We start from the raw sequence: 20333 nt of genomic DNA, 5'->3' as shown, positions 1-20333 counted from the left end.
ACGGGGAGGCCGTCGAGGAGGCCAAGCGGCTCCAAGCGAGCCGGCCGACTCGTGCGGCCAGCTTTAAGAAACCCCACATCAGAAGGAGGTGACGCACATGGCAAACGGAAAAACGATGCAGGCGGTCGTCAATCTGGCCGGCAGCATCGACCCATCACTCGGCAAAGCCATCGAACAGGCTCAGAAGAAAATCAGCGGCCTGAACGTGAAGGCGCTGGCCGTTGGTGCAGCCGTGGGCGGCATCGCTGTGGCGACAGGCAAGGCAGTCGTCGAGGCCGGAAAGTACATGAAGGATCTCGGCGCGTCCTTCGATGACGCTGCTGATGCTATCCGCATCGGAACCGGCGCCACCGGCGACGCGCTGGATGGGCTTCTGGATGACTTCGACGCCGTCTACAAGAGCGTCCCGACCACAATGGAGGACGCCAGCAAGGCGATCGCAGACTACAACACCCGCCTCGGCCTCACCGGCCCGCAGCTTCAGGAGATCTCCAAGCAGGCCATCCAAGTGAGCGATATGCTCGGGGACGACCTCGGCAGCGTGATCGAGGAGTCGAGCCAAGCCTTCCAACAGTGGAACATCGACGCCGACGACATGGGCGGCGCTATGGACTACATCTTTAAGGTCAGCCAGAGCACGGGTATGGGCTTCACGGATCTGATGGCAGATATGCAGAAGTTCGGCCCGCAGCTTCAGGAGATGGGCTACTCCTTCGAGACGGCGAGCGCCCTGATGGGCCAGCTCGACAAAGCCGGCGTAAACACCGACGAAGTGCTCGGCGCCATGAAAAAGAGCGTCGCCACACTTGCCAAGGAGGGCATCAGCGCCAGCGACGGGCTCGCCATGTACTACGAAAAGATCAAAAACGCCGGGACGGCCGCAGAGGCCGCCAGCATCGCGTCGGAGATCTTCGGTACAAGGGCGGGCTCCACGATGGCCGCAGCGATCCGAGACGGCTCTCTGGCCGTCGCAGACCTGACGGCTGAGCTGCAAGAAAACGGCGAGACAATCGCCGGCGCAGCCGATGACACCTACGACTTCGCCGAGCGGCTTCAGGTTATGAAGCAGGGGCTCGAAGTGGCCCTCAAGCCTATGGCGAACACTGTGTTCGACGGGCTCAACAAGTTCATGCCGACCCTGCAAAAGCTGATGGAGCAGATCACTCCGGCCATCTCCAAGGCGGTCGAGGCTGCGGCCCCGTTTGTCGACGAGTTCCTGACCGGCGCGGCCGACGCCCTCGAGGACGTTCTGCCCCTGATCTCTCAGCTCGCGGCCGACCTTCTGCCCGTTCTGACGCAGCTAATGAGCACTCTGCTCCCGCCGCTTCTCAGCCTCGTGCAGACGCTCCTCCCGCCACTCATGCAGATTGTTTCCGCGATCCTGCCGCCTATTGCCAGCCTGCTCGCCACCGTGCTCCCTATTATCACGCAGATCGTCAGCGCCGTGCTGCCTGTGCTGGTGAGCATCATCTCGAGCCTGCTGCCGGTCATCACCCCGCTGCTGGAGGTGGCCCTGCAAATCGTCAACAGCGTCATCATGCCGCTGCTTGATCCCCTGATGCAACTCGTTCAGGCGCTACTCCCTCCGATCCTGAGCCTGATCGGTGCCATCACCCCACTGCTGACCCCGCTGCTGTCTATTCTGGAGCCCATCGCCAGCGTGCTCGGCACGATCGTCGGCTGGGTATCGAAGATTGTCAGCTTCGGCTCCGGCGTCATCTCCAAGATCGCCGGCCTGTTCGGAGGTGGGGGCGGCGGCAGCGCGTCCGTCTCTGGCTATGCGACCGGCGGCTTCACGAGAGGCCCGTCCATCGCTGGCGAGGATCCGCACTACCCGACCGAGGCCGTCATCAGCTTCAACCCTGCATACCGCTCGCAAAACCTGTCCTACTGGGCCGAGGCGGGCCGGATGCTCGGAGCATCTGACGGCGAAAGCGACTACGAGCTGCTCAGCGGCGGCTCCGGCACCGCTGTGGTCTACGACCTGAGCGGGCTGTCCTTCTCCCCGCAGATCAAGATCGAGGGCGACACCGACGAGGACGCCCTGATCCGAAAGCTCCGCGACCTCGAGCCGGAGTTCATCGACTTCATCCTCGAGGCACTCAGCAGAAGGGAGGGCGGCGCCTATGTCACAGCAGACAGTCGGCTTTATTGATTATGTGGCGCAGGGCGGCGACACCTTCGACAGCATCGCGCTCGTCGCCTATAACGAGGAGCGCATGGCAAGCACCATCATCGAGGCCAACCCCGACCTCAGCGACGTGCTGATCTTCGAGGGCGGCGAGGCTGTGCGGATCCCGATCGTCGAGACCGTGGAGACGCCGGAGACCCTGCCGCCGTGGAGGAGGTGACGCCGTGAAAATCCTATACGAAGGCGTCGACATCTACCCGGACATCAGCGTCCACCGCTGCTATCACGATATGTACGCCGAAAAGCAGAGCGACGAGCTGCTACTCAAACTCAACGACACCCGCGAGCTGTGGGACTCGTGGAACCCCAAGAAGGGCGACACCATCGCCATCGAGGACGGCGCTGCCAAGACGGGCAAAATGTTCGTCGAAAGCGTCGTCCCCGAGTCCGGCATCATCACCCTGCGGGCCTATTCCGTCCCGCAGTCTGCGAAGGATACGCGGAGCAAATCGTGGGAAAAGGTCAAGTTCCTGCAACTGGCCCAAGAGGTCGCCGGCCGTCACGGCCTGACGCTCGAGACCTACGGGATCACCGACCAGACCTACGACTACGTCGAGCAGAACAATCTCGCGGACTTCGCATTTTTTCAGAACCGCTGCACCCTCGAGGGCGCGGCGTTTCTGGTGTACGACGGAAAGCTGGTCGTCTACGATGAGGCGCGCATGGAAAGCCAGCAGCCCGTCGACACCATCACCATCACCCCGGCCAATGACTTCGAGTACCGCGACGAGGGCACCAACGCCTACGGCTCGGCCGAAGCAGTCAACGGCGGCCTGATCGGCACCTTCACAGCCCCGAGCGGCGGCGACAAGGTACTGCGCCGGATCCTGCCCTTCCGCATGACCGACCAGAGCGAGGCCGACCGCTTCGCCAAGGGCCTGCTCCGGGACGCCAACAAAAACGCGACCGTCGGCACCCTTTGGACGGGCTCGCTGCTGCGAGACTATGCGGCGGGCTCTGTGGTCACGCTGGCGACCGAGGGCGTCAAGTCGTGGGACGGCACGGCCTTCATCAGCCGGATCCGGCACGACTACGTCAAGACGCGGAGCAAACTATACCTCCGCAAGCCACTGGAGGGATATTGATGAACAGCAACAACCAAATGATCCAGAAGGGCAAGATCTCCAGCGTGGAGGGAAAGGCCGACAGGAACGGAGACAAAACCACGGCCAGAGTGCTCCCAAGCACCGCCGACAGCATGGTCACGCGGCCGCTGACGATCCCGTGGTATCTGCGCGGGGAGATGGGAAACCTGACCCCCGGCACAGAAGTCGCCTACGCTATGTTCGAGGACGGCACCGGCATCATCCTCTCCCGCATGGACGGAGAGTGGGGCGGCATCGTCCCGGGCGACATCACCGTCAAGAAGGGCGCGCTCACGATGCAGGACAAGGGCATCAGCGTCCCGTCGGCAGACGTGACAGCCACGGGCATCAGCCTGACCGGCCACACTCACACAGACAGCCGAGGCGGCACCACTTCTGGCCCACAGTAAGGAGGGATAGACATGGCCGTCATGGCATCGTGGAACGGCAAGACGTGGGGCGTCTCCAGCCAGAGGATCGCCGCACTCAACGGCATCTCCCACAGCGTCGAGCTCGACACGGAAAACAGCGACGACAAAGCCGGATCCCCGGCGACCAAGACCAAGGCGCTCAAGCTGCAAAGCATGAGCTTCGACTTCGATCTGGCCGCCGCGGTCGGCTGCGACGTGCGCAGCGAGTACGAGTCGTGGACGGCGCTGGTCGGGCAGTATGCCCCCTTCTATCTGGCCGGCCGGCGCTTCGGCCCGGCCAACCTTCAGCTCACGGGCGTGAGCCTATCAGACACCAAGCTGGACAACCTCGGCAGGATCCTGACCGGCAAGATCACGATCAAGCTGACCGAGTACGCCGAGGAGGCCAGCAGCAAAAAGGCCAGTTCTGGAAAATCCGGCAACAGCGGCAAGAGCGGCAGCAGCTCCAAGTCGGCGGCAGGCATCGCCACCTACAAGGAGCTCGGCATAAGCTCCTCGGCTGTGAACGTCGGAGCCTCCAGCAGCGCCAAAGCATCCAAAAAGCCAACCAATGCGCAGCTCAAGTAAAGCGAGGTGATCCCAATGAAAGCATCTGGCAACGGAGCGCCCGAGATCTGCGTGCAGAACCTCCTCAAGACCATCCGCGGGGAGGTGCCCTACGAGCGCATCAAGGGGATCGACCGCACGCTGATCGACAAGCCGAGCGAAACCGCTGCGACCGATCTGGCCGCCGACGTGGAGTTCGTTGTGGAAACCTACGAGCCCCGCGTGCAGCTCAGTGACTCCGACCTGAAAGCCCTGACCGCTCAGACCGGCGACTTCGAGCTGCGGGCCAGCATCGAGAACATCACATGAAGGAGGTGAACAGCGTGAGCGACGCGACAAATATCTACGGCGAGGACATCAAACTCACCACGACAGACGCGAGCACCCTATACAAGACCATCATCACCGAGCTCGAAAAGGGCGCCGGCGAGCCGCTCTACCCGGGCGACGAGCGCCGGATCTTCGGCGAGGCTCTCGTGCCCGTGTTCGTTGCCCTCTACAACAGCCTCAACGACGTCGGCCGGCAGACGCTTCTCCGCTATGCGAGGGGCGAGGTGCTGGACGCCATCGGCGAGCGGCAGGACGTGAAACGACTGGAAGGCACACCGGCCAAGACGACCATGCGCTTCTCCGTCTCCACGCCGCAGGAGAAAAACATCATCATTCCGAAATGGACGAAGGTGACGCCGGACAGCGAAAACTATTTTGCCACCGACGAGATCGCTGTGCTGCAAGCTGGCGCCTACTCTGTGGAGGTGCCGACCTCGGCCGTGAGCAACGGCACGAAGTTCAACGGCTACGCAGCCGGCACGATCGGCACCCTCGTCGACCTGATCCCCTACATCGAGTCCGTCACCAACCTGACCGAAACAGCCGGAGGCGATGACGGCGAACCCTACACCACCGAAGGCGACAACCGCCTCCGCGAGCGGATCCGTCTGGCTCCCGCCAAGAGATCCACCGCGGGCCCCGAACAGGCTTACATCTACTGGGTAATGACGGCCGACAGTTCCATCGTGGACGCGAGGGCCGTCAGCGAGAAGGAAACCGTCAGCGAGACCCTCACGGTCTACGACGGCAAAGCCTTCAAGGGCGGCGGCACGCTCCTGACCGACACCCTCGTCGTGAAAGCCCACGGGCAGAGCACGGCGGCGGTCAAGGACACGGACTACACCGTCGACTACACCGACGGCCTGCTGACCATCACGCTCAAGGGCAGCCTCTCGGCCGCCGAGAGCATCGACATCATCATCACCCGCACGCTGGAGGGCTGCGTCAAGATCGTGCCCCTGCTGGAAGGCGGCGGGATCCCTGACGCTGCCATGCTGGCGAAGGTGCTGGACGTGGTCAACGCAAAGGACATCCGGCCGCTCACTGACAAGGTGAGCGCCGTGCCCCCGGAGGTCGAGACCTATGACATCGAGATCGTGTACTACACCACGCCGGAGAGCGAGGCCGAGGTGATCGCCAACGTCGAAGGCACCGGCGGTGCGATCGACCGCTACAACGAGTGGCAAGTCGCGGCTCTCGGCCGGGACATCAACCCCGACCAGCTCCGCAAGCGGATCCTCTCGCCTTCGTGGGGAGAGAACCTGACCGGCGCCTTCCGCGCGGACGTCGTCAAGCCGACCTACAAGGCCCTCGACGACACGCAAGTCGCCAAGTTCAGCGGCCACCTGACCGTCAGCCACAAGGTCGAGAGCGAGGTGGTGTAAATGCGGCTCAATGAGACCGAGATGGTCAAGCTGCTGCCTGCGTGGATGCAGGAGGACGGCAGCGACAAGGGCCTCGCCGCCGGCTGCGACATCGTCAGCCGCGACGCCTATGCGCGCCTGAAGCTCCTGAGCAGGTGGGACAAGATCGACCAGCTCAGCGACGCAGAGCTCGACGAGATGGCGTGGGAGCTGAACATCCAGTGGTATGACAGCACCGCGCCCATCGCAGCCAAGCGGGCCGTCATCCGCAACAGCGACCGCGTCTACTCAAAGCTCGGCACCCCCTACGCCGTGGAGCAGATCGTGGCCGACTACTTCGGCACCGGCGAGGTCAGGGAGTGGTATCAGTACGGCGGGCAGCCGCATCACTTCAAGGTGCTGAGTGACAACCCGAGCCTCGTCAACAGCAACCTCGACCTGTTCCTGAAACTGCTGCGGACGGTCAAGCGCCGCAGCTCATGGCTCGACGCGATCCTGATCTGCCTGACCGGCGAAATGTTCCTTTATTCCGGCATGGCCGTCAGGGATCACACCCAAGAGGTGCACGTCATGGGCAGCGACGAGATCCACATCTACCACGCGGCCGTCGTCCACGACAACAACCGCGAGACCGTCAGCATCGGCACCGACGCGGCGGTCATCTCAGACTAAGGAAAGGAGATAGACATGGCTGCATTTATCAACAACGACATCACCACCGCCGGCCTGATCGTTCTGGCGAAGGGCGTGGCCGGCCAGAAGATCAACTACACCAAGATCGTCCTCGGCGATGGCTACCTCGAGGAGGGCCAGACGCCCCGCACCCTCACCGGCGTGGTCAGCCCGAAGGCGACCGTCGACATCACGAAGCTGAAGATCAACGGCGACGGCACCGTGGCCGTCGGCGGCATCTTCACCAACGGCGACGAGACCGAGGGCTTCTACTACCGCGAGCTCGGCCTTTATGCCGAGGATCCCGATCCCGAGGTCGGCGAGGTGCTGTACTGCTACGGCAACTGCGGCGATCTGGCCGAGTGGATCCCGCCCTCCGGCGGCGCCACCATCGTCGAGAAAACCATCGACATCGTCACCGCGATCGGTACAGCCACCAACGTGACCGCCTACATCCCCGCCGACGCCTACGCCACGAAAGAGGACTACGAGACCTACAAGGCCATCGCCCTCGGCGCTCAGGCTACGGCCGAGGAGGCTCTGGCGATCGCACGGCAGGCCATCGCAATCGCGCAGGCCGCTGAGGCTTCGGTGAACGACCTGAGCAACGCGGTCGGCCAGAACACCAGCAAGATCGCAACGCTGTGGGACGCCGTTTTCAGCGAGATCACGACCAACCCCTTCCAGATCACGTTCGCAGACCTGACGGGCATCACCCTGACGGCCGGCATCTGGAACAGCGGACTCCAGCGCCTCGAGTGCTAAACTACCGGCCAAAGGCCAGAAAGGAGGCCGCCCATGTATAGAGGCACCACACCAACCATCACCATCAACTGTGACATCGACGTCAGCGAGTTCGTGACAATGTGGGTAACATTCCGCACGCAGCAGCTCGCCACCTATGCCCCACCGAAGCAGGTGGAAGTCACCAAGCACCTCGGGGACGAGGGCGTCGACGCGACCGACAAGGTCGTCACCGTCAGCCTGACGCAAGCCGACACGCTGCTGCTCGGCTCTCTGTCCCCTGACGAGGATCAACAGGTGGAGGTGCAGATCCGCGGCAGGACGGAGGACGGGCGCGCGTTTGCGAGCAACATCATGACCGCCCCGCTCAGCCGGATCCTGAAGGACGGCGTCATCTAAGTGAGCGTCGACTTCAATGCCTCGTTCTCTGGCAGCGCGGAGACCTTCGGGGCAAGGATGACCGAGACGCCTGCCTCCATGACCGCCTCCATGAAGGAGACGGGCGGCGGCAGCACCTCAAACTACGAAGCCCTGCGCAACAAGCCCAAGATCAACGGGCACGAGCTGATCGGCGACATGACGCCGGCACAGCTCGGCATCACGGACGACAGGCACCACACCCACAAGCAGGCGCAGGCAGCGAAGGTGTGGACAATCGCCCACAACCTCGGAAAGCGGCCCGCCGTCACGGTCGTTGACAGCGCTGGCACTGTGGTCATCGGGGAGATCGACTACCTCGACGACAACACCGTGCGCCTGACCTTCTGCGCGGCCTTTTCCGGGACTGCATACTTCAACTAAGGAGGTAAACCCGTGAAAATCCTGACAAATCTGGATCTCTCGCAGAACGAGATCCAAAACGCCATCATGCAGCCGCTCGCTGCACCTCCGGCCAACCCGAAGCTCGGCCAGATCTATTTCAGTAGCGTCGACCTGACGCTGTACCTGTGGACGGGCGAGAAATGGATCCCCGTACCGACCAAGCTCTCGCAGCTCGAGAACGACAGCAAGTTCATCACGGCCAAGGACGTCCCCGAGGGCGCAGCAGCGTCCACGACCACGCCGAAGATGAACGGCACCGCCGCCGTCGGCTCCGAGACAGCGTTCGCTCGCGGCGACCACGTCCACCCCAAGGACACCAGCAAGCTGAACACGGACGGTGACGGCTCCAATGTGACCGTCGCCTTCGAGGCTGCGGCCAAGCGCGAGGCACCCACCTCCGGCGAGAAGCTGAGCGTCCTGCTCGGCAAGGTGCTGAAGTTCTTCAGCGACCTCAAGACCGTGGCCTTCTCCGGCAGCTATAAGGATCTGAGCGACAAGCCGACGATCCCGTCCGCTGCTGCTGACGTCGGCGCGATCCCCGCAACGGAAAAAGGCGCAGCCGGCGGCGTGGCCGAGCTGGACAGCGGCGGCAAGGTGCCGGCCAACCAGCTCCCGAGCTATGTGGACGACGTCGTCGACGCCTACATCCGCACCGGCGCCACGGCCCTCGGCGCTGACTGGCTGAGCAAGACCTCCGGCGGCGCAGCCCTGACGCCTGAGTCCGACAAGATCTACGTCATCCTGAGCGAAGGCGAGTACCAGAACAAGACGTACCGCTGGAGCGGGACGACCTACGCCGTCATCGGCAACGACCTCGCCCTCGGCGAGACTGCGAGCACCGCCTACCGCGGCGACCGTGGCAAGACGGCATACGACCACAGCCAGAGCGCCCACGCTCCCGCCGACGCTGAGAAGAACGTCCAGAGCGACTGGAACGAGACAGACGGCAACAGCGACGCCTTCATCAAGAACAAGCCCGCGATCCCGAAGGCTGTCACCAAGACCATCCAGACCCTCAGTGACGCGGCGAGCAAGAGCTTCACCGTCACCGGCTACATCCTCAGCGTGATCCTGATCGACAGCGTCACCAAGGAGCAGGTCATCGGCGACGTCTCTTTCGAGAACGCCACGGCCTCGGCCAACGGCAAAGTCACGGTCACGCTCTCGGCTGCCCCCTCCAACCCGATCCTCGTCGTCATCACAAGCATCGCACTGTAAGGAGGCCGGCCTATGAAACACTACGGAGCAGTCGACGACCCGAAGGACATCACGACGAAGGAGTATGTCGACGCGGCTGACAACGCTCTGAAGGTGAAGGTCGACGCCCTGTGGGACTTCGTTTGCACGGACATCACGAGCAACCCCTTCCAGATCACATTCGACGATCTGGAGGGGCTGACCGTGAGCTCCGGCATCTGGAACACAGGGCAGCGGAGGCTCGAGTGCTGATGGGAAATTGCTACAACTACACCCCGATCCCACCGGCCGAAGCCTCCTGCATCATCGCGCACCTGTTCGTCGAGCTGGCCCTGCCCTGCTCCTGCTGCAAGCGGGAGGACGGCGTCATCGTCATTCAGGGCAAGACCTACGACGGCAGCAGCGCCCGCGTCACAATCAAAGGCGAGGAGGTGAGATACTACGGCAAGCAACGGACACTCGCGGCCATACGAGCGGGCCAATGTAGGCCGCCCGCCCTTCGGCCGTGACAAACTGCCCGAGATGCAGGTCATCACGGACGCCAAGGAGCTCGAGAAACACACCTACATCAAGACCAGAAACCCGGCCGTATTTCCGAAGAAGGAGCGGCTCGGTCTGGCGCAAAGGATGATGAACGAGGCCAGCGATCTCGTCGCCGATCTGATGGAGGCCAACGATCTGCTCCTGACAGATCCCGAGGAGCGTGAGCTCAGGTATCGCGCGCAGCGGTCGGCGCTTCGCAACTGCCGAAAGCTGATCCACCACATCGAGCTCGCGCATGAGATCCTCAGCGGCTTCAGCGATGACGCCTTTGCATACTGGGCGAAGATGGCGGCCGGCGTAAAGAACCAGACCGCCAAATGGTACAAAACCGATAAAGAGAGGGCCGCCAAACTGGACGCACAGAAGCGTCACCAGTGAGGCGGCCCTCGGGGTATGCCTTGTTTTTTCGTGCCGGCTCGGCCAACAACGCCCGCAACGTCAACACCGATGGCACGCTGAACAGGAACAACGCCTACAACGGCAACAACGGCCTGCGCCCCGCTTCGATGGATCGCCCGACTTATTAACCGCCCGGAGACGGGAGGCGAACACTGTGCCCCATCATCCAAGGAAGGCATATCCCTCCCGCAGCCGTGGCCGTCTGACCGGCCCGGTCATGGGTAAACACAAGACCGCCGATGCTCCCGGCGGCGCACGCAAAGCGTGGCCGGAGCTATACACGGCGGGGAGACTTTTCAATGGAGAATATCGTAAACAGCACCATCGCGCTCTACAAAGCATACCGCAAAACCCGCTGCGGAAAGCGCGACAACCCGACCGCCATGCGCTACCGCATGGAGGCCATCGAGCGCACCGTCGCCCTCTCTGAGAGGCTCCAGCGGCGCGACTATTCCTTCGGGCCCTACTACCCCTTCAAGGTGTACGAGCCCAAGGAGCGGCTCGTCCTCGCCATCGACTTCGAGGGCAAGGTCGTCCAGCACTCGCTCTGCGACAACGTCCTCGAGCCGGCGTTCTCCCGGCGCTTCATCCGGGACAACTATGCCGGCCAGATCGGCAAAGGCACCCACGACGGCCTCGACCGTCTGGCTGCGGCCATGCGCCACTATTTCTTCAGCCGAAAGGCAGCGGACGAAGCAGCCCGCAAGGCTGCCGGCCTGCCGCCTCGGCCGATGAACGAGTGGGACTACGCCGACGGCTGGGTACTGAAGGGCGATTTTTCAAAGTTCTTTTACACCCTGCTCCATTCCTACTGTTACGAAACGGCCCGCCGGGCCCTGAATTGGCTGAAGGATCCCGAGCTGATCGACTTCGCCGAGTGGCTGCTGTGGCTCATAATCGACAGCACGCCAGACCCCGGCATCCCGATCGGCAACCAGTCGAGCCAACTGCTCGCGCTGCTCTATCTGGACGCCTTCGATCACTGGCTGCGGGATGACCGCGGCCTCGTATATGGCAGGTATATGGACGACTTCTACATCATCCACAGCGACAAGCTGCTGCTCCGGCAGATACTCAAGGAGATCGAGGCGTACATCAAGCCGCTCGGCCTTCGGCTGAACGGCAAGACGCAGATCCTCCCGCTGAAGAACGGCATCGACTTCCTCGGCTTCCACACATACCTCACACAGACCGGCAAGGTCGTGAGGAAAGTGCGGGCCAAGAGCATCGACAACATGAAGCGCAAGATCCGCAAGTTCCGCACTCTGGTGGACTCCGGCAAGATCACCCTCGACAGCGTCGTGCAATCCTACGCGAGCTGGACGGGCCACATCTCACACGGCAACACCTACCACCTGCGGCAGAACATGGACGCCTATTTCTTCAGCTATTTCCCGGAGCTCAAACCATCACCGAAAGGAGACACAACTCATGGCCCAAAAACTGAGCAACCTCGCAAACAAGTCGAAGGTCAAGTTCGGCAGCCTGTACGGCAGCCCGATCATCTGGATCGTGGCCGATAAGAACCACGCAGGCTACCCCTCCAACAGCGTCACGCTCGTGACCAACCAGATCATCAAGATGCTGTGCTTCGACGCGACAGAGCCGAGCAACGGCAACAGCGACCGCCGCAACTACGGCAACAACCGCTACATCTACTCGAACCTACGCCAGTGGCTCAACAGCCCCGCGGCTGCCGGCCAGTGGTACACCGCGCAGCACTCCGCAGACCAGACGCCGGACTCCTCCCACGTCTGGAACGGCGTCAACCCGTACAGTGGCCTCGCCGGTTTTCTGAACGCCTTCACCGCCAACGAGCGGGCAGCTCTGCTGAACACCACCATCACGGTCGGCAAGAGCTCCACAGACGGCGGCGGGACGGAGACCTGCACGGACAAGATCTTTCCTCTGTCCTGCACTGAGGTCGGCCTGAGCGGCGACCACGTCTGCGGCAGCAAGCTGGCGATCTTCAGCGACAACAACAGCCGCATCGCCACCGTGACGGCCTCCTGCGTCGCCAATTCCAACTATTCCAGCAACCCGGGCTCTGGTACCGCGTGGTACTACTGGCTGCGTGACGCCTATGCCGGCTCGGCCCACCTCGCCCGCTTCGTCCGCGCCGGTGGCGCGCTGGGCTGGAGCCTCGCCTTCCTCGGCCTCCTCGGCCTGCGCCCCGCTTGTAATCTGTCCTCTGATCTCCTGATCTCCGACTCCGTCGACTCGGATGGATGCTATACAGTGATCTACAATCAGGCGCCCACAGCGCCGTCGTCCATCACTGTCCCGAGCGAAGTGCTCGGCGGCGAGAACCTGAGCATCTCGTGGGCGGCCTCCACCGACCCCGACGGCAACCTCTCCGGCTACGTTCTGGAGCGCAAGGTCGGGAGCGGCACATGGGCGCAGGTCTACAAGGGATCCGCACGCACCTACACCGACACCATCACCTACGGATGGACGAGCGTGCAGTACCGCGTCAAGGCATACGACGCAGCCGGCGCGGAGAGCGCATACACCACCAGCGCCACCCGCACCGTCACCAACAACCGGCCGCCCGTCATCAGCGGCACGGACGGCGCCCTCGGCAGCTTCAGCACGGCGGCCCCGTCCTACGAGTACACCGTCACCGACGCCGACGGCCATCAGGTCGACGTCGTGGAGATGCTGGACGGCGTGACGCTGCGCAGCTACACCGTGACCCTCGGCCAGACCAACACGCTGACGATCGGCTCCGAGGCGTGGCTGAAGGTCGTGAACGGCAGCCACACCCTGAAGATCGTGGCGACCGACGCCAAGGACGCCAGCGTCACCCGCACGCTGACCTTCACCAAGGCCGTCACGTCCGTCGAGTTCGAGCAGACCCTCGCTATGGAGGCCGACGCCATGCCGACCAAGGCCCTCGTCAACATTCAGGGCAATTTCCCGGCCGGCTGCACGCTTCAGGTCTGGATCTGCAACAACGGCAACGACGCGAGCCCGACGTGGGAGGACATCACGCAGAAGGCCCGCACCGGCCAGAAGCACTACTTCACAAACAAGACCAAGACGGCCGCAGCGTGGGGCGTCAAGGTCAAAGCCAAGCTGCTCCGCGGCTCTGCTACGGAGACCTGCTACATTCAGTCGATCGGAGGTAACTTTGCATGATTAAACACAGAGCCGACAGCATCCAAAAGCTGAACGACGAACAGGCCGCAGAGGCCAAGAAGGACAAAACCATCGCCGAGCAGGCTGACACCATCGAGCTGCTGAAGGGCTGCATCATGGAGCTGGCCGACGTGGTCTACGGCGACGGCGGGGAGGTAACAGCATGAGCAAGATCGTCGAGCTGTACGTCAGGGAGCTGACCCGCGAAGGCTCCATCATGACCATCAACGACGTCCCGAAGAAGCTGCGCAAGCAGGTCGAGGACGCCATCGCTGCCATCGAGGCAGCCGCAAACGCTGGCACCGCGAAGGAAGGGGCGACCGAATGATCGCCCGGGCCCTCGCGTGGCTATTATTAAAAATTGCAGGAAAGGAGGAGCGTGAAATGCTGGTACGTCTGTATGCAGGCGAGATCATCATGGGCCGCATCACCGAGGACAACGTCCCCGCGAAGCTGAAGGCCCGCGTGCACAAGTATCTCGTCGACATGGGCTACTTCGACGACGTCGAGGAGTAAGCCCAACAACAAGGAGGGCCGCGCCATGCGGCCCTCCGGCTTTTATGAGGTGACACAATGATCGAAATCAACATCGGTGCGCTCGTTGCCCTACTGGGGATCCCGACGGCCGTGACCGGCTTCTGCTTCTGGATGCTCGAGCACAGGATCCAGAAGCGAGAGAAGGAAAAGGAGGCCGAGGAGGCCAAACAACAGCAAGAGGCAGCGGCTCGAGAGCGAGCCCGTGAGGATCTTCAGATCATCACCATTCAAGGCACGTCGGCAGCCATCGCACTCGGCGAGGCGACGGCCCGGGCCGTGCAGCGCATCCCCGACGCGCATTGTAACGGAGATATGCACGCGGCCCTCGACTACGCTGCCAAAATCAAGCACGCGCAGAAGGACTTCCTCACCAGTCAGGGGATCCACGCGATCATCGACTGAGGAGGTGGAGCAGCATGGCCGCAAAGAAGCGCCGGCGCAAGCGGAAAAAGAAGATCGAGGCGAGCAAGAAGCTCGCATACTGGGCGGCCATCGTGGCGAGCCTCAGCGCGGCCACGTCCTACCTGCTCTCAGCCTTCGGGCGTGACCCGGTCAGTGAAGTGACTGGCACGATCTTCACCGCCTGCGTCGGCTATCTAATCACATACGCCGGCAAGAGCCTCGGCGAGAAAATCAGCCGAAACCGCCACAGGCTCGACGCCGACGGCAACCCGCTCCCGGATCCATCCGGGGACACTCTCAACAATGAGGAGGCACAAGGATGAACACCATCGACATCACCCCTATCGTCAACGCAGCCATCGCCCTGATCGGCGCCGGCGTGAGCGTTTTCCTGATCCCGTGGCTCAAGAGCCAGACCACCGAGGCACAGCGCAAGGAGCTGACCGCGTGGGTAAAGATCGGCGTCGCTGCTGCTGAGCAGCTCTACAAGGGCGCCGGCCGCGGCGAGGAGAAGAAGCAGTACGTCATCGACTTCCTGAAGCAGAAGGGCTTCAAGGTCGACGAGGAGAGCGTCATCAACGCGATCGAGGCAGCAGTCAAGCAGCTCAACACCGAGGGCCTGACTATCGAATGACGGAGAGGGGCGGGCTCCGGCCCGCCCTTTTTCTTTTTACAGCTAAGGAGGTAAAATCATGAGCAAATGCTACGCATCGGCCGTCCTCGCCATCGCTGCGGCAGAGATCGGCTACCACGAGAAAAAGAGCAACAGCCAGCTCGACAACCCGACCGCCAACGCGGGCAGCGCCAACTATACCAAGTACGCCAGAGACTTCGACGAGAAGTACCCGAAATGGTACAACGGCAAGAAAAACGGCTTCGCGTGGTGCGATATGTTCGTCGACTGGTGTATGCTGACTGCCTTCGGATACACGAACGCGCTGCGCCTGCTCTGCCAGCCTGAGAGATCCGCAGGTGCCGGCTGCACCTACTCCCTCATGTACTACGAGAAGCAGGGCCGCTATCACGCCAAGGATCCCAAGCCCGGCGACCAGATCTTTTTCAGCACCGCGCACTCCAAGAGCAACGTCAGCCACACCGGCCTCGTCGAGAAGGTGGACGGCAGCAAGGTCTACACCATCGAGGGTAACACCTCCGACCAAGTGGCCCGCCGCTCCTACTACCTGAGCGACAGCTACATCGTCGGCTATGGCCGCCCGGCCTACGACGCGGAGCCCGGGAACGCCAACACGGGCAGCCAGACGTCGAGCAACGGCACCACCAGCGAAGTGACCTACACGGTCGTCGCCGGCGACACCCTGAGCAAAATCGCGGCCAAGTACGGGACGACCTACCAGAAGCTCGCAGCGTACAACGGGATCACCAACCCGAACATCATCAGAGTCGGCCAGAAAATCAAGATCCCGGGAACGGCAGCCCCCAAGAAAACCAACGCCGAGCTCGCCAAGGAGGTCATCGCTGGCAAATGGGGCAACGGCGCAGACCGCAAGAAGCGCCTCGAGGCCGCTGGCTACGACTACAACGCCGTCCAGCAGGCCGTCAACGCAGCACTCTCGCACTGAGCTACAACTTCACACGCACAAGAAAACCCGCCCGGAGATCCCGGGCGGGCTTTTCCTGTTTTATAGGGCCCCGCGCTGCTTCAATCTGGCGGCGGCCATTTTGTAAACCTTCGTGCCTCTGTTCGGGCCTGCGAAATCATAGACATCACGATCCTCCAGAGACTTCAGCAGGGCAGGATCTTCAGCAATCTCAGCCCCGCAACTGCGCAGAAACTCATACACCGAAAGACCACGCGGATCGCTGAACCTTCCACCGCTCTCCTGCCGGTAAACGGCATAAGCATACAACTCGCCCCGAGCGGCTCCGTGCATCTGGCTGACCATATACGAAAGCAGAGCCTTTTCACCGACAAAGCGCGAAAACTTCACCCCGCAGGCGTGCGCATACAACGAAAGGCCGGGATCTGGTGCAGCCTCGTCCTCGTCGGTGATCCTGCTGATGATCGCGCTGACGTCCTCCTTGCATACGCCGTCGGGGAGCATGGCCTCGAGTTCGAGCGCGTAGTCCATTTGCCGATCGGTCGGCGGGATCTGCGGCTCCACCTGCACAGTCATGGGCTCAACGAGGCCATCATCCGCAGCCGCAGCTCTGGCGTCAGCCTCGGTCTGCGCCTCATATCGTTTCGTGTTTTTTCTCCCCGTGCTGGAGTTCATGCCAGTAACGCAAAAACGCCCATAGTTTACAAAACCGCCGGACGGGCTCACATAGCCGCCGATCTCGGCAAGCGGGAGCTCGCCGCGCGTCCGTTGCTTCACTTCTACGGTCTGAGCGTGGATCGTGGCCGTGATCGCAGGAGCCGGCTCTGGCTCCTTTTTCTTCAGAAAGCTAAACAGCCCCATGCAGTACCTCCTCCTGATGACTTTGTATTTATTAGTGTTTAGTCATCTTTGGCATAATATTACCATGCCAAAACTGGTAAAGTCAATATTGCATAGTCATCTTTAGCGTAAAGGGAGGCGAGGGCTGCGAAGATATACAAACCAGACGGCAGGTGCAACATCTCCGGGGAGAGAGTCAAGGAGGAGCGGCTGCGGGCAAACCTGTCACAGGAACAGCTCGCCTACAAGCTCCAGATCATCGGGCTGGACGTCACGCAGAAGGTCATCAGCAGGATCGAGAACGGCAGCCGAGTCGTCGCTGACTACGAGCTGGACTATCTGGCGACCGCTCTCGGCACCACCATCAACCACCTGCTCGGGAAAGAATGAGAAAACCGCACGGCAGCGACGCCGTGCGGCTTTTTTTGTGGAAAAACGCGGGAAAATGTTGAAAATCTGCCGAATTATGCTTGACATTATAGAGCAAATGCTCTATAATATAATCACAGGCAAGGGATAGCCGAGTACAGAAAGAAAGGAGAACAAAACCGCGGAAAGGAGGCAAAGCCGTGGATGCTGAGCAGATGAAAAAACTGCTCGAGCTGCTGGAACAGGCTCTAAAGTGTGAACAGGTTGCCACCATTACGATCACGATAAAGCCGAACCAAAAGCCCAAGCAGTAAGGTCGAAGGACGGCGGGAAAAATCCCGCCCGCCGTTCCTTTTCATTATAACCACGAAACCACGGCAAAGTCAAGCGGGAGGAACAACATGGACATCTCGATCAAAGTGACCTACAAAAGCGAGGGGCTGCAAAAGCTCCGCAAGGCTGCCGGCCTGTCTCAGTCTCAGCTCGCCGATCTGGCCGGGATCAAGGTGCAGGTGCTCCAGCAGTACGAGCGCGGCGCCCGGGACATCAACGGCGCGAAACTGCCGACGCTGCTGAAGATCTGCAACGCGCTGGAGTGCAGGCTGGCTGACATCATCACAGACGAGGAGACGCTCGAGCTCCTGAAAAAGTACGAGGAACACTGACACACAGAAGGGGCGGCCGGCGGGCCGCCCCTTTTCTTTTATCACGGAGGGGAACACAATGGGACAGCACTGGAGCCATCTGACGCCGACCAAGCGCATCCAGCTCGACGCCTTCATCCGCGCAGGAATGAAGCCGACAGACATCGCCAAAGAGCTCGGCGTCCACCATACGACCATCTACCGGGAGCTGAAGCGGTGCACCTATGAGCACCTCAACAGTGACTACACCACCGAGACCAGATATAACCCCGAAGGCGCGCAGGCCCGCTATGAGGCCAACCTCCGCGCCAAGGGGCCGGAGCTGAAGATCGGCAACGACTACGAGCTGGCCGACTACCTGATCGCCAAGATCCGCGACGAGAAGTACAGCCCGGAGGCCGCGATCGGTGAGGCCGAGGTCAAGGGCTGGCCCTTCAAGACCCACATCTGCGCGAGCACCGCCTACAACTACATCCGCGGCGAGATCTTCGGCGACGAGCTGACCGTCTCCATGCTGCCGCAGCACGGCAAGCGCCACCAGCCGGAGCGCCCGGCCGGATCCATGCCCCGCAAGCCCGCCGGCCGGAGTATCGAGGATCGCCCTGAGCACATCAACGACCGCAGCACCTTCGGTCACTGGGAGATGGACAGCGTCGAGAGCTGCCAAGGCGTCAGCAACACCTACATTGTGATGACCGAGCGCAAGACCCGCCGTGAGATCATCATCCCCTCGCCGGATAAGACGAGCGCCAGCGTCGTCGCTGCCCTCGACACCCTCGAGAAGAAAGTCGGCTCCAAAGTGTTCCCGCTGATCTTCCAGTCGATCACCTGCGACAATGGCTGCGAGTTTGCCGACGCCGCCGGGATCGAGCGCAGCATCACCGGCCGAGGCCCTCGCACCGAGGTCTACTACTGCCACCCGTACCGGCCGAGCGAGCGCGGATCCAATGAGAACCAGAACGGCCTCATACGTCGGCACCTGCCGAAGGGCACCGACCTGAGCACGATCTCCTACGAGGAGACCAAGCGGATCGAGGACTGGCTGAACAACTACCCCCGCAAAATGTTCGGCTATCTGTGCTCCGAGCAGCTTTTCCGGGAAGAAATCGCCCTCATTCTGGCATCATAAAAAATATTTTTGCTTTTTTGTGCATTTACTCTTGACAAATGGCCATTTTTACCCAGCCTTCTCCACCTTTTTGGCGTTGGGGTAGATGCGCTCCATCCGGGCATTGTCAAAATGCTCATCCAGCAGCACATCCACCGCATTGGCCGGAGCCGCGCCGCTGGTGCGGGCATCGTAGCGGGCCAGCGCCAACGCACTGGTCACAAGGTTCACGGCCATGAACACAGCCAGCAGGGCGGTCATCCAGGGACGGATCCTGCGCTTGACTGCCTTCATCCCCTTTGCCACCAGCGGGTAGCCATAGCGGATCCAGGTCACGGCCGCAATGCCCCAGAAGAAGCAGTACAGCAGGTTGATGCGCCCGCCCAGATTGAACTTGAAGCCGCTGTAATCCCAAAACACGGTGCCAAACAGCAGCTCTGTTACGGCGCTGCACACATACTCATACGCACCGCCCAGGATCACACCGAACCAGAAGATGCGGCTCTCGCTCTTCTGTTCACCGCCCCGCAGCAGGATGGCGGCCAGCACCAGCGCCAGCCCCCACACCACGCTGAACGGGCCCCAGACCAGGCTGGAACGGCTCATCCAGACCCCGGCGGTGATGCGGCAGAAGATGGTCTCCACCACATCTCCGAGGAAAGCCCCGATGACAAAGAGCCAGAGCAGGTCGGCAAGGGAGAGCTGCTTTTCGGCACTGGTGGTGGGCTCCGGACGCGCCGCAGCAGGGTACGCCCGCTGGATCCGCTTTTCCACGCTGGCGGTAATTTTCTGCCGCAGCCTCTCCGAGCCCCTGCCCAGCTCCCGATTCAGCTGCTCAAGCCGTGGGTGGCGGTTCGCATACCGGCTGACCACCACCATGGCAGAGATCTGGTCAAGGACGGCCAGCGCCATGCCGACCCACACCACAGCGTGGAACAGCAGCGGCGGCAGGTGGGCGCAGAGCCGGAACAGCAGGTCGTTGCCCCAGCGGACTGCCGCCATGCCCAGCAGACCCCACAGCAGGGAGTATTGCAGGCAGACATAGCCGTCCAGATTGAACTTTTTATCGGAGTAGTCCCACCAGCGGCGGTGGTGGATCCGTTCCAGCAGCTTGGCAGTCAGCCACTCCACCACCGTGGCATAGATCATGCTGCCGAAGAACAACGCCGCCAGGCTGGCGCGCTGGTCGTTCAGACCGATGGTGATAAGCACTCCTGCCGTGCCGTACACAAAGCAGAAGGGGCCGGAGGCCACACCGCGGTTGGTGAATCGGCGGCCCTTTGCGGTTGCAACAACGGTCTCGCCTACCCAGCCTAAAAAGGAATATACCAGATAAATTACACAAAGAGTATAGAGATTCAGGTTCATAGCGCTCCTTTCCCGGAACAAAAAGGGGCCGGGAAGCGGTG

30 protein-coding genes are annotated in these 20333 nt (G+C 61.9%); 28 read left to right on the top strand and 2 right to left on the bottom strand.

Translation table 11 applies throughout. The features are described 5' to 3' along the window. Window positions 1–97 precede the first annotated feature (97 nt). The 25 genes from P0G09_RS00415 (at window position 98) to P0G09_RS00295 (ending at window position 15984) form a co-directional block, all read left to right on the top strand. Complete coding sequence (locus P0G09_RS00415) at window positions 98–2155, top strand: phage tail tape measure protein (protein ID WP_195385478.1); 2058 nt, start codon at window positions 98–100, stop codon at window positions 2153–2155. Further along, window positions 2127–2351, top strand: a complete 225-nt coding sequence (locus P0G09_RS00410; RefSeq protein ID WP_008981420.1) for a LysM domain-containing protein — start codon at window positions 2127–2129, stop codon at window positions 2349–2351. Before P0G09_RS00415 ends, P0G09_RS00410 begins: the two co-directional genes overlap by 29 nt. 4 nt (window positions 2352–2355) lie before the next feature. Continuing rightward, on the top strand, window positions 2356–3276 hold the full coding sequence (locus P0G09_RS00405; protein ID WP_256175106.1) for a hypothetical protein: 921 nt from the start codon (window positions 2356–2358) through the stop codon (window positions 3274–3276). Further along, on the top strand, window positions 3276–3686 hold the full coding sequence (locus tag P0G09_RS00400) for a pre-mRNA-splicing factor (protein WP_243252281.1): 411 nt from the start codon (window positions 3276–3278) through the stop codon (window positions 3684–3686). The genes P0G09_RS00405 and P0G09_RS00400 overlap by 1 nt, the downstream gene beginning before the upstream one ends. Before the next feature lie 12 nt (window positions 3687–3698). After that, window positions 3699–4274, top strand: coding sequence for a hypothetical protein (locus P0G09_RS00395; protein ID WP_195385477.1), 576 nt, complete (start codon window positions 3699–3701; stop codon window positions 4272–4274). Window positions 4275–4289: 15 nt separating this feature from the next. Then, the gene (locus P0G09_RS00390; protein ID WP_195385476.1) at window positions 4290–4562 is read left to right on the top strand and encodes an early E1A protein; all 273 of its coding nucleotides are present in this window, start codon (window positions 4290–4292) and stop codon (window positions 4560–4562) included. Window positions 4563–4576: 14 nt separating this feature from the next. After that, a complete protein-coding gene (locus P0G09_RS00385; RefSeq protein ID WP_256175108.1) occupies window positions 4577–5968 on the top strand; it encodes a baseplate J/gp47 family protein in 1392 nt (463 codons plus the stop codon). Further along, window positions 5969–6619 carry a phage tail protein I gene (locus P0G09_RS00380; protein WP_256175110.1) on the top strand — a complete coding sequence of 217 codons (651 nt, stop codon included), beginning with the start codon at window positions 5969–5971 and terminating at the stop codon, window positions 6617–6619. A gap of 15 nt (window positions 6620–6634) precedes the next feature. Further along, the gene (locus P0G09_RS00375) at window positions 6635–7384 is read left to right on the top strand and encodes a phage tail protein (RefSeq protein WP_256175111.1); all 750 of its coding nucleotides are present in this window, start codon (window positions 6635–6637) and stop codon (window positions 7382–7384) included. Between the two features lie 33 nt (window positions 7385–7417). Next, the gene (locus P0G09_RS00370) at window positions 7418–7762 is read left to right on the top strand and encodes a hypothetical protein (RefSeq protein ID WP_008981412.1); all 345 of its coding nucleotides are present in this window, start codon (window positions 7418–7420) and stop codon (window positions 7760–7762) included. Between the two features lie 57 nt (window positions 7763–7819). Continuing rightward, entirely contained in the window at window positions 7820–8164 is a 345-nt protein-coding gene (locus P0G09_RS00365) for a hypothetical protein (protein WP_256175113.1), read from the top strand. Between the two features lie 12 nt (window positions 8165–8176). After that, window positions 8177–9403 (top strand): hypothetical protein, encoded by a 1227-nt coding sequence (locus P0G09_RS00360; RefSeq protein WP_256175115.1) that lies wholly within the window; start codon window positions 8177–8179, stop codon window positions 9401–9403. Between the two features lie 12 nt (window positions 9404–9415). Next, window positions 9416–9634: a hypothetical protein gene (locus P0G09_RS00355; RefSeq protein WP_256175117.1), complete on the top strand. Its 219-nt coding sequence runs from the start codon at window positions 9416–9418 to the stop codon at window positions 9632–9634. Beyond that, the gene (locus tag P0G09_RS00350; RefSeq protein WP_238043177.1) at window positions 9628–9891 is read left to right on the top strand and encodes a hypothetical protein; all 264 of its coding nucleotides are present in this window, start codon (window positions 9628–9630) and stop codon (window positions 9889–9891) included. Before P0G09_RS00355 ends, P0G09_RS00350 begins: the two co-directional genes overlap by 7 nt. 13 nt (window positions 9892–9904) lie before the next feature. Beyond that, window positions 9905–10303 (top strand): hypothetical protein, encoded by a 399-nt coding sequence (locus tag P0G09_RS00345; protein WP_008981408.1) that lies wholly within the window; start codon window positions 9905–9907, stop codon window positions 10301–10303. Between the two features lie 20 nt (window positions 10304–10323). Further along, a complete protein-coding gene (locus P0G09_RS00340; RefSeq protein ID WP_255653996.1) occupies window positions 10324–10452 on the top strand; it encodes a hypothetical protein in 129 nt (42 codons plus the stop codon). A 171-nt stretch (window positions 10453–10623) separates the two neighbouring features. Continuing rightward, on the top strand, window positions 10624–11847 hold the full coding sequence (locus P0G09_RS00335; protein WP_256175119.1) for an RNA-directed DNA polymerase: 1224 nt from the start codon (window positions 10624–10626) through the stop codon (window positions 11845–11847). Next, window positions 11756–13465 carry a DUF6273 domain-containing protein gene (locus P0G09_RS00330; RefSeq protein WP_275251653.1) on the top strand — a complete coding sequence of 570 codons (1710 nt, stop codon included), beginning with the start codon at window positions 11756–11758 and terminating at the stop codon, window positions 13463–13465. Before P0G09_RS00335 ends, P0G09_RS00330 begins: the two co-directional genes overlap by 92 nt. Further along, window positions 13462–13632 (top strand): hypothetical protein, encoded by a 171-nt coding sequence (locus P0G09_RS00325; protein ID WP_008981404.1) that lies wholly within the window; start codon window positions 13462–13464, stop codon window positions 13630–13632. The genes P0G09_RS00330 and P0G09_RS00325 overlap by 4 nt, the downstream gene beginning before the upstream one ends. Continuing rightward, window positions 13629–13793 (top strand): hypothetical protein, encoded by a 165-nt coding sequence (locus P0G09_RS00320; protein WP_256175123.1) that lies wholly within the window; start codon window positions 13629–13631, stop codon window positions 13791–13793. Before P0G09_RS00325 ends, P0G09_RS00320 begins: the two co-directional genes overlap by 4 nt. A 56-nt stretch (window positions 13794–13849) precedes the next feature. Then, a complete protein-coding gene (locus tag P0G09_RS00315; protein ID WP_020989839.1) occupies window positions 13850–13981 on the top strand; it encodes a hypothetical protein in 132 nt (43 codons plus the stop codon). Window positions 13982–14038: 57 nt separating this feature from the next. Then, window positions 14039–14404 carry a serine/threonine protein kinase gene (locus P0G09_RS00310; protein WP_256175124.1) on the top strand — a complete coding sequence of 122 codons (366 nt, stop codon included), beginning with the start codon at window positions 14039–14041 and terminating at the stop codon, window positions 14402–14404. A 14-nt stretch (window positions 14405–14418) separates the two neighbouring features. Next, entirely contained in the window at window positions 14419–14727 is a 309-nt protein-coding gene (locus P0G09_RS00305; protein WP_256175126.1) for a hypothetical protein, read from the top strand. Next, a complete protein-coding gene (locus P0G09_RS00300) occupies window positions 14724–15038 on the top strand; it encodes a phage holin, LLH family (protein ID WP_195385466.1) in 315 nt (104 codons plus the stop codon). Before P0G09_RS00305 ends, P0G09_RS00300 begins: the two co-directional genes overlap by 4 nt. Window positions 15039–15096: 58 nt before the next feature. Next, on the top strand, window positions 15097–15984 hold the full coding sequence (locus P0G09_RS00295) for a LysM peptidoglycan-binding domain-containing protein (protein WP_275251652.1): 888 nt from the start codon (window positions 15097–15099) through the stop codon (window positions 15982–15984). 60 nt (window positions 15985–16044) lie between these two features. Here the strand turns inward: P0G09_RS00295 and P0G09_RS00290 are convergent, their stop codons facing one another. Next, window positions 16045–16824, bottom strand: a complete 780-nt coding sequence (locus P0G09_RS00290; protein ID WP_256175128.1) for a hypothetical protein — start codon at window positions 16822–16824, stop codon at window positions 16045–16047. 132 nt (window positions 16825–16956) lie between these two features. On the opposite strand from P0G09_RS00290, the gene P0G09_RS00285 reads away from it, so the two are divergent. The 3 genes from P0G09_RS00285 to P0G09_RS00275 all read left to right on the top strand — a co-directional run bounded on the left by P0G09_RS00285 (window position 16957) and on the right by P0G09_RS00275 (window position 18945). After that, the gene (locus tag P0G09_RS00285; protein WP_342760514.1) at window positions 16957–17193 is read left to right on the top strand and encodes a helix-turn-helix transcriptional regulator; all 237 of its coding nucleotides are present in this window, start codon (window positions 16957–16959) and stop codon (window positions 17191–17193) included. A gap of 380 nt (window positions 17194–17573) precedes the next feature. After that, complete coding sequence (locus tag P0G09_RS00280) at window positions 17574–17837, top strand: helix-turn-helix transcriptional regulator (RefSeq protein WP_008981396.1); 264 nt, start codon at window positions 17574–17576, stop codon at window positions 17835–17837. A gap of 58 nt (window positions 17838–17895) precedes the next feature. Further along, on the top strand, window positions 17896–18945 hold the full coding sequence (locus P0G09_RS00275) for an IS30 family transposase (protein WP_008981395.1): 1050 nt from the start codon (window positions 17896–17898) through the stop codon (window positions 18943–18945). 48 nt (window positions 18946–18993) lie between these two features. Here the strand turns inward: P0G09_RS00275 and P0G09_RS00270 are convergent, their stop codons facing one another. Continuing rightward, on the bottom strand, window positions 18994–20292 hold the full coding sequence (locus tag P0G09_RS00270; RefSeq protein WP_275251651.1) for a putative ABC transporter permease: 1299 nt from the start codon (window positions 20290–20292) through the stop codon (window positions 18994–18996). Between the last annotated feature and the right edge of the window lie 41 nt (window positions 20293–20333).

Source organism: Faecalibacterium sp. DFI.5.82 (assembly GCF_029076575.1).
In the GTDB taxonomy this organism is placed as follows: Bacteria; Bacillota; Clostridia; order Oscillospirales; family Ruminococcaceae; genus Faecalibacterium; species Faecalibacterium duncaniae.
The sequence above is the reverse complement of the archived record's forward strand: the minus strand, read 5'-3'. Positions and strand labels throughout refer to the sequence as shown.

Coding starts and splice junctions, on each gene's coding strand:
- P0G09_RS00415 (WP_195385478.1), top strand. CDS start 98: ATGGCAAACGGAAAAACGATGCAGGCGGTCGTCAATCTGGCCGGCAGC.
- P0G09_RS00410 (WP_008981420.1), top strand. CDS start 2,127: ATGTCACAGCAGACAGTCGGCTTTATTGATTATGTGGCGCAGGGCGGC.
- P0G09_RS00400 (WP_243252281.1), top strand. CDS start 3,276: ATGAACAGCAACAACCAAATGATCCAGAAGGGCAAGATCTCCAGCGTG.
- P0G09_RS00395 (WP_195385477.1), top strand. CDS start 3,699: ATGGCCGTCATGGCATCGTGGAACGGCAAGACGTGGGGCGTCTCCAGC.
- P0G09_RS00390 (WP_195385476.1), top strand. CDS start 4,290: ATGAAAGCATCTGGCAACGGAGCGCCCGAGATCTGCGTGCAGAACCTC.
- P0G09_RS00380 (WP_256175110.1), top strand. CDS start 5,969: ATGCGGCTCAATGAGACCGAGATGGTCAAGCTGCTGCCTGCGTGGATG.
- P0G09_RS00375 (WP_256175111.1), top strand. CDS start 6,635: ATGGCTGCATTTATCAACAACGACATCACCACCGCCGGCCTGATCGTT.
- P0G09_RS00370 (WP_008981412.1), top strand. CDS start 7,418: ATGTATAGAGGCACCACACCAACCATCACCATCAACTGTGACATCGAC.
- P0G09_RS00365 (WP_256175113.1), top strand. CDS start 7,820: ATGACCGAGACGCCTGCCTCCATGACCGCCTCCATGAAGGAGACGGGC.
- P0G09_RS00355 (WP_256175117.1), top strand. CDS start 9,416: ATGAAACACTACGGAGCAGTCGACGACCCGAAGGACATCACGACGAAG.
- P0G09_RS00345 (WP_008981408.1), top strand. CDS start 9,905: ATGCAGGTCATCACGGACGCCAAGGAGCTCGAGAAACACACCTACATC.
- P0G09_RS00335 (WP_256175119.1), top strand. CDS start 10,624: ATGGAGAATATCGTAAACAGCACCATCGCGCTCTACAAAGCATACCGC.
- P0G09_RS00330 (WP_275251653.1), top strand. CDS start 11,756: ATGGCCCAAAAACTGAGCAACCTCGCAAACAAGTCGAAGGTCAAGTTC.
- P0G09_RS00325 (WP_008981404.1), top strand. CDS start 13,462: ATGATTAAACACAGAGCCGACAGCATCCAAAAGCTGAACGACGAACAG.
- P0G09_RS00320 (WP_256175123.1), top strand. CDS start 13,629: ATGAGCAAGATCGTCGAGCTGTACGTCAGGGAGCTGACCCGCGAAGGC.
- P0G09_RS00315 (WP_020989839.1), top strand. CDS start 13,850: ATGCTGGTACGTCTGTATGCAGGCGAGATCATCATGGGCCGCATCACC.
- P0G09_RS00310 (WP_256175124.1), top strand. CDS start 14,039: ATGATCGAAATCAACATCGGTGCGCTCGTTGCCCTACTGGGGATCCCG.
- P0G09_RS00305 (WP_256175126.1), top strand. CDS start 14,419: ATGGCCGCAAAGAAGCGCCGGCGCAAGCGGAAAAAGAAGATCGAGGCG.
- P0G09_RS00300 (WP_195385466.1), top strand. CDS start 14,724: ATGAACACCATCGACATCACCCCTATCGTCAACGCAGCCATCGCCCTG.
- P0G09_RS00295 (WP_275251652.1), top strand. CDS start 15,097: ATGAGCAAATGCTACGCATCGGCCGTCCTCGCCATCGCTGCGGCAGAG.
- P0G09_RS00290 (WP_256175128.1), bottom strand. CDS start 16,824: ATGGGGCTGTTTAGCTTTCTGAAGAAAAAGGAGCCAGAGCCGGCTCCT.
- P0G09_RS00280 (WP_008981396.1), top strand. CDS start 17,574: ATGGACATCTCGATCAAAGTGACCTACAAAAGCGAGGGGCTGCAAAAG.
- P0G09_RS00275 (WP_008981395.1), top strand. CDS start 17,896: ATGGGACAGCACTGGAGCCATCTGACGCCGACCAAGCGCATCCAGCTC.
- P0G09_RS00270 (WP_275251651.1), bottom strand. CDS start 20,292: ATGAACCTGAATCTCTATACTCTTTGTGTAATTTATCTGGTATATTCC.